This window comes from Mesotoga sp. UBA6090 (assembly GCF_002435945.1).
In the GTDB taxonomy this organism is placed as follows: domain Bacteria; phylum Thermotogota; class Thermotogae; order Petrotogales; family Kosmotogaceae; genus Mesotoga.
The window spans coordinates 1-6805 of sequence record NZ_DIXC01000072.1; the positions used below are offsets into that span (position 1 = coordinate 1).

Annotated in this window: 6 protein-coding genes and 1 pseudogene; 5 read left to right on the forward strand and 2 right to left on the reverse strand. The window is 45.4% G+C overall.

Annotated features, from left to right (window positions below; translation table 11 throughout):
* From B3K42_RS11675 to B3K42_RS11695, 5 genes and pseudogenes are all read left to right on the forward strand, one after another.
* Positions 1-299: pseudogene (locus B3K42_RS11675) on the forward strand (IS1634 family transposase); the annotation flags it as partial.
* A gap of 203 nt (positions 300-502) precedes the next feature.
* Positions 503-1483 carry an ABC transporter substrate-binding protein gene (locus B3K42_RS11680; protein WP_110990699.1) on the forward strand — a complete coding sequence of 327 codons (981 nt, stop codon included), beginning with the start codon at positions 503-505 and terminating at the stop codon, positions 1481-1483.
* 65 nt (positions 1484-1548) lie between these two features.
* Entirely contained in the window at positions 1549-3237 is a 1689-nt protein-coding gene (locus tag B3K42_RS11685; protein WP_258367333.1) for an ABC transporter permease, read from the forward strand.
* Between the two features lie 4 nt (positions 3238-3241).
* The gene (locus tag B3K42_RS11690) at positions 3242-4321 is read left to right on the forward strand and encodes an ABC transporter ATP-binding protein (RefSeq protein WP_110990701.1); all 1080 of its coding nucleotides are present in this window, start codon (positions 3242-3244) and stop codon (positions 4319-4321) included.
* A 1-nt stretch (position 4322) separates the two neighbouring features.
* Positions 4323-5255 (forward strand): hypothetical protein, encoded by a 933-nt coding sequence (locus B3K42_RS11695; protein ID WP_110990702.1) that lies wholly within the window; start codon positions 4323-4325, stop codon positions 5253-5255.
* Positions 5256-5302: 47 nt separating this feature from the next.
* Here the strand turns inward: B3K42_RS11695 and B3K42_RS11700 are convergent, their stop codons facing one another.
* Positions 5303-6250: an HD-GYP domain-containing protein gene (locus B3K42_RS11700; protein WP_258367331.1), complete on the reverse strand. Its 948-nt coding sequence runs from the start codon at positions 6248-6250 to the stop codon at positions 5303-5305.
* A gap of 27 nt (positions 6251-6277) precedes the next feature.
* Positions 6278-6700 carry a PAS domain S-box protein gene (locus B3K42_RS11705; protein ID WP_258367332.1) on the reverse strand — a complete coding sequence of 141 codons (423 nt, stop codon included), beginning with the start codon at positions 6698-6700 and terminating at the stop codon, positions 6278-6280.
* Positions 6701-6805 lie beyond the last annotated feature (105 nt).

A 6805-nucleotide genomic window follows, 5' to 3' on the forward strand; every position in this document is an offset into this window, starting at 1 on the left:
TGAAGAGCGGACTCGATCTTCGTCCTATATACCATTACACAGACATGAGGGTGAAGGGCCACATAATGATTTGTTTCCTTGCACTTGTAATGGAAACTGCCTTATGCAGAAAGCTGAAAGAGATTGGAAGTACTTTCTCTTACGCAGAAATGCTTGAAGACTTGAAAGAGATAAGGGCGGTTGAGCTAACTGTAGAAGGCAAACGCTTTCTTGCAAGGACTGAAATGATGAACAATGCTTACGACGCTTTCAAAGCACTCAAAATAAGACCACCGGATCTACTCAAAGAGATTGCATAATAGACCACTGTGGTGGTACGTCTGTTTTTCTTTTCATTTTTTCCCTTGTTTGGCTGTTTTCAGATTCATTGCTGTCAAAGTTGAGTTTGAGGGAGGCTATTTGACTGATTCGATGTATTCAAAACCCATAGGAACTAGTTTGGAGGGATTCAGCTTAACTGTTCAGATGATAGAATGTAGTTACGCTAATAGGAGGTGTTTGTATGAAGCGAGTTCTTATCCTTGCGATCTTTTTAGTGTTTGTTGCATCAGCCTTTGCAAATCTCGTGGTTTATTCCAGTGTTGATGAGGCAAATGCGAGGAAGATTTTGAATGCATTTGTTGAGGACACGGGGATCAAAGTTGACTTTGTCTTCCTTTCTTCGGGGCCTGCCTTGGCAAGAATTGAAGCCGAGTCGAGCAATCCACAGGCCGATGTATGGTTTGGCGCTCCACTGGAAAACCATATTATTGCAAAAGAGCGTGGGTTAACACAGGCCTACAAGACGTTGAGTGTTTACGGCGTCTCGCCGGAATTCTATGACGTTGAGGGTTATTACCATCCGATTTATATGAATCCTCTTGGCATTGGAGTTAATACATCCGTCCTAGAGCAGATAAAGGCCTCCTTACCGGAATCCTGGGAAGATCTCCTCGCTTCCGAATACAGCAGAATGATTCAGTATCCGAATCCCCAGTCTTCTGGAACTGCTTACAGCTTGATCACTGGTTTAGTAAAGGTTTACGGTGAAGACGGAGCTTTCGAGTATCTGAGGAATCTCGCTCCAAATATCCAGACCTACACACAGAGCGGAACCGGACCTTCCAAGGCCGTCGGCCCTGGTCAGGTTGCGCTTGGAATCCAGTTTACGCCGGCCTTCTTCCAGTTCATGGAACAAGGATATCCTGTGTCCGTCGTATTCCCCAAGGAGGGAGTGCCCTACGAAGTGGCTTCAGTCTCGATTCTTAAGGGAGCCAAGAACCTTGCCGATGCTCAGAAGCTTATCGACTGGGTAGTTTCTAGAGCTGGGCAGCAGCAGGTAGTAGACCAGAAGACATACTTCTACCCCATCAGACCCGATGTCGATTTCGGAAGCCTGCAGCCGCTTTCAACGATCAATCTTCTCTCTGTTGATCCTTCGTGGGCCGCAGAAAACAAGACCAGACTTATCGAGAGATGGATTAACGAAGTACTTCCATACTAACGATCACTTAGAGTTGCTTTGAGGGGGAGAAATCCCCCTCTTTAATAGGAGGTCGTCCTGTGGCTATGAGGGGAGAGGAAGCAAAGAATAGGTTTCTGAATCTTCTTAGGGATCCAGTTCTGCTTTTGATAATAATCCTTATATTCGCCGCCTTGGCCATATTCATTGTCTATCCCCTTTTCAGGGTTTTTGCGGTTAGTATGACCAACAAGGATGGCGGATTTGACCTAAGCGCGTACAGTCATGCCTTTTCGAATCGATACATGAGGCAGGGCTTTTTCAACAGTCTTTTGGTGGCTGGCCTTACGGCAGTATTCGGAATGCTTGTCGGGTATCTGTTTGCATACACTCTTAACAGAACGGACATTCCGCTGAAGGGCTTTTTCAGAACTGTTGCGGTTCTGCCTATAGTCTTCCCGCCGTTTATTGGCGCGCTTTCGATCATAATGCTATTTGGATTCAACGGGATCATTACTGCCGGGATATTTGGAATTAGAAATTTCCCTGTATACGGTTTATGGGGCCTCATGATGGCTCAGGTGGTCTGCTTTTTTCCGGTTGCCTTCATCACACTGGACGGCGTTATAGGAACTATCAGTCCAACGCTTGAAGATGCCGCCTTCAATCTCGGTGCAAACCGATGGCAGGCATTCAGGAAAGTAATTCTTCCGATGTCTGTTCCAGGTATTGCAAGCACAATGCTTGTTCTATTCATAGAATCGCTCGCCGACTTTGGAAATCCTTTGATTCTTGCAGGCAGCAAATTCCCCGTGCTCTCAGTTCAAGCATACCTGCAAATTACCGGGATGTTCGATACTAGAGGCGGCGCTGCCCTGGCGGTCTGGTTGCTATTCCCTTCCATCGTTGCGTTCATAATTCAGAAATACTGGGTGGGAAAGAAGAAGTACGTTACGGTTACAGGGAAACCGACAACCTCTGTCCTCAAAAGCGTCAGCAAGCCGGTGAAATGGATTTTATTCTCTCTCTGTATGCTAATTGCGGTCTTCACTCTTACCATTTATGCAACTATCTTCTGGGGAGCTTTCGTTAAGGCGTGGGGGATGAACAACACCTTCACTCTAGAGAATTTCAGATACGTCTTTGATGTAGGACTGGAAGCGATAAAGGATACTCTGGTGATTGCCTTCACATCTACCCCAATATCTGCCGTACTTGGTATGATAATTGCCTTTCTGCTTGTACGTAAGGTCTTTCCCGGAAGAAGGGTTATGGAGTTCACCTCCATGCTGAGTTTTGCAGTTCCTGGAACCGTGATAGGAATAGGCTATATTCTTGCGTTCAACAAGCCTCCGTTGCTGCTAACTGGTACTTTGGCAATACTCGTGCTCAATTTCGTCTTCAGATATATACCCGTTGGAATACAGTCGGGAGTTGCGTTGTTGAACCAGGTAGACCCGGCGATAGAAGAGGCGGCATACACACTTGGAGCAGATAACAGGCAGGTTTTTACGAAAGTGACGCTACCTCTAATTATGCCGGCCTTTTTCTCTGCTTTGGTCTTTGCCTTTGTTAGAGCGATGACTGCAATCAGCGCGGCGATATTTCTTGTTTCTGCCAGATGGAACCTGATAACGGTTCAAATACTGAGTCAGAGCGATTCCGGACGTCTATCGGAAGCATGTGCTTTTTCCGTGCTGTTGATCGGTATGATTATGGGCTTCATTCTGATACTGAAGATCTTCCTGAAGAACAAAATTAGTCTATCCAGCGCTGGAACGGCGGGACAGGGGTGATTTGATGAGTCTAGTATTAAGAAATGTGAGAAAGGTCTTCACGAGCTACGGGACAGAAACAGTTGCCGTAGACGATTTCGATCAGGAGATCCAAAGAGGACAACTGGTAACGCTTCTGGGGCCTTCTGGTTGTGGCAAGACTACTACGTTGAGGATCATCGCTGGTTTTGAAGTTCCCACAAATGGGCGCGTATTGCTGGATGGAAAGGACGTCACAAATCTGCCTCCCAACAGGAGGAACATTTCGATGGTCTTCCAGAGTTACGCTCTTTTCCCTCATCTAACTGTGGAAGAGAATATTTCTTTTGGTTTGAAGCTCAAGAGATTGGACAGAAGCACCATGAAGAAGAAGATAAGGGAAATGACTGATCTCGTCGGCCTCAAGGGACTTGAAAAGAGAAGACCTGATCAGTTGTCGGGGGGTCAGCAACAAAGGGTGGCACTTGCAAGGAGTCTGGTTATGGAACCAAGCGTTCTGCTCTTCGATGAGCCGCTTTCTAATCTCGATGCGAAATTGAGGGAGTCTATGAGGCTTGAGATCAGGAGAATTCAACAGGAGGTCAATATTACCAGCGTCTATGTAACTCACGACCAGGTCGAGGCGATGAGCATTTCAGATGTAATTGTTGTCATGAGCGACGGGAAGGTTATGCAGATCGGGAGTCCGTTCGACATCTATGCTAGACCCCAGAACAGTTTTGTAGCGGATTTCATAGGCAGAGTCAATTTCATTGACTGCGAGGTGGAATCCATCGATGGAGACTCGGTAACTGTTTCATCCAGTTCACTGGGAAAGAAATTTGTGGGCAGAAAGGGTGGAGAGCTCTCTCCTGGAGACGGTGTAAGGATAGTCTTGAGACCGGAGTCTTTGTCGGACAGAGAAGAAGACAAGATCAATGTTCTCAGTGGAAAGGTGTTGAAATACGTCTTTCTGGGGTCGAATGTCGAGTACGAAATTGAGCTTCCCGATGGAAAGGTACTCAATGCTGTGACTTTCAACCCGATTGAGAGAAAGTTCCCCGTTGTAGGAAAGGAAACGGATCTGTATTTTTCTAAGGAGAGCGCCTGGGTTATCAAGAGCTGAGATGGATGGTCATGATGTTCTGACTTACAATTGTTTGAACTTGAATAGCAGTTTTCTTTCTGAGGAAGTAACTATAACTCCTTATACATATGGATCCTTTGATCCCGGTCCGTACAATCAATCAGTGAGTGCTTTCGAAGATTATTTGGGGAAGCCTTATCTTTCTGATTCAGACAGAGAGCTTCATGTGGATTTCTTCGATAACCGTTCTCCGATAGATGGCAAAGCCCCTGCCTGGCAGATAATTACGGTCTATTCATACGAACCCGATTTTGGAATGGATAGAGAACTTATTCTCTCGCCCATGCAAAAATTAATGGGTAGTAGCGCATCCTGGCGTCATGAAGAATATCGCATACTGTTTCGATTTGGCGAGGTCACGAAGAGATTTCTTCATTTCGACAGGATGAGTCAGCTTGCTATGAGTAAGAATGACAAGTACTGGGCTTTAAGATTTGCAGCCAGAGCGATTCACTATCTTGAGGACAACGGAACACCCTATCATACTTCCCCGGGCACTCTCTCCGAAATTCTGAAGATCCCTCTTTTTTACGGGAGCCAGTTCAAGAAGATCAGTAGTTACCATAAATTTCATGACAGGTACATTGGCTACCGATTGTGGAGAGAGTATGCACCTTTCATAGGAGCAGTAAGAGAAGTCGAAGCCGGTGTCTTTGATGGACTTACAGACATGGTAAAGACAACCAGAAAAAGGGCCTTACGCATTCTCCCTGAAATTGAGAGGCCAATAAAAAGAATAGTTCATGAAAGCTCTTCTTCGCATTCGAAAATAGATTTTTCCAGGGATTATTTTGAAGAGTTTGTCGCCGTTGGAGATACACGCCAGATCGACAGGGTAAGCTGTAGAGTTCTTGAAAACATCGCTTCAGCAGTGAAGTATTATCTTGAACATCTAGAACGAAGATTTGCCTAGAGAACCGAGATTACACTTCATGTCGTTGTATAAGGAACTGACATAGTTCATGGAGTGAATTCGAAGCCCTCTTTGAAAATTCCCAGACAAGCATTTACGGACATCAGGTCGTAGAGTTTTCCTGACTTCCGTGCTATCTCTTCAAGTGCTTTTTCTATACCAAGAGAGGCTCTGTAAGGTCTGTGTGAAGACAAGGCTTCAACGACATCGGCAACGGCGATTATTCGAGCTTCAATTCTGATTTCCTCTCCCTTCAGCCCATTTGGATATCCGGAGCCATCAAGTCTTTCATGGTGCTGGACCACAATATCCGCTATGGGCCAAGGGAAATAAACTCCCTTCAAGATGTCGTAGCCCTTACTGGAATGCTCTTTGACGAGGTCGTACTCGAGATCGTTCAATTTCACTGGCTTTGTCAGTATCTCGGAAGGTACTGCACTCTTTCCAATGTCATGAAGCAAAGCCGCAACTCTAATCGATTCAATAGTGTCCTTGTGAAGTTCAGTATCGGGGAAGAGCCTTCGGGCGATGGCAGTTGAAAGCTCGCTCACACGTTTCTGATGGCCGGAAGTGTAGGGATCCCTCGCTTCAACAAGGGAAGACAAAGTATTTATCAGTGATTCAATACTTTTCTTCACCGATTCCTCGGCGGTCTTTCTCTCGGAGATATCCAGGACAATGGCAACAAAGACACGTTCGTATTCATTTTCGTGAAGCTGCAGTCTTACTTCAACGGGATATTTGGTGCCATCCTTTCTTATGTGAAAGGCTTCGAAGACTTCGTAACTTCCCGGTTCTATTTTGAGCCTAAAGAGAATATCTTCGAAGACCTTTTTATCCATCTCCAACTTCAGATCTAGTGGAGTCATCTTTCGCAACTCTTCAAGAGAGTACCCTGAATTTTCTAGAGCACTCTTGTTCGCTTGAAGAAATCTCAGAGTCTCTGGATCGAATATATATAGCTCATTCACTGAAAGATCAATGACTCTTCCCAATCTGGTGAGGGCCATCTCTGCGAGCTTTCATTCGGTAATATCCATGGCGATTGCACCGACCATCGGTTTATCTTCTTCTGAAACAATTGGAAACTTCTGAACATAGAGGATCCTTTCCTTGCCATCGGTATCGAGTACCCTCTCTTCCCTCACGATGTTCTCCCCGTTCTGAGTCCTTCTATCATCTTCAAGTATCAGCTTGCCGAGTTCTCCGGGATAGTTGGCTTCGGGATCCTTTCCTTTCCAGTCTTCTCTGAAACCAAAGACTCTGGCTGCGAAGTCATTGAAGTATGAAGTTTTCAGGTCACTATCAGAAATGAATACGGCACCGGGCAGTTTATCCATAAATAAAGAGAACCTCTTCTCGAGGAGTCGTTCACTCTTCTCGAGTTTGATTTTTTGGATTGCATACGAGATAGGCTCTTCCTCAGTGTATAGGAAAAGAGACAAAGAATGCGTAGAATTGAGTAAGCCACTTATTTTATTATCGAAAGCGGATGAGGGAATTGGAAGAATTACTTAGGTCACTAGACCGGGATCTTGTGTTGATTGAGT

Bases quoted from the DNA above. Each gene is read 5' to 3' on its own strand.
- B3K42_RS11680 (WP_110990699.1), top strand. From the start codon at position 503: ATGAAGCGAGTTCTTATCCTTGCGATCTTTTTAGTGTTTGTTGCATCA.
- B3K42_RS11685 (WP_258367333.1), top strand. From the start codon at position 1,549: ATGAGGGGAGAGGAAGCAAAGAATAGGTTTCTGAATCTTCTTAGGGAT.
- B3K42_RS11690 (WP_110990701.1), top strand. From the start codon at position 3,242: ATGAGTCTAGTATTAAGAAATGTGAGAAAGGTCTTCACGAGCTACGGG.
- B3K42_RS11695 (WP_110990702.1), top strand. From the start codon at position 4,323: ATGGATGGTCATGATGTTCTGACTTACAATTGTTTGAACTTGAATAGC.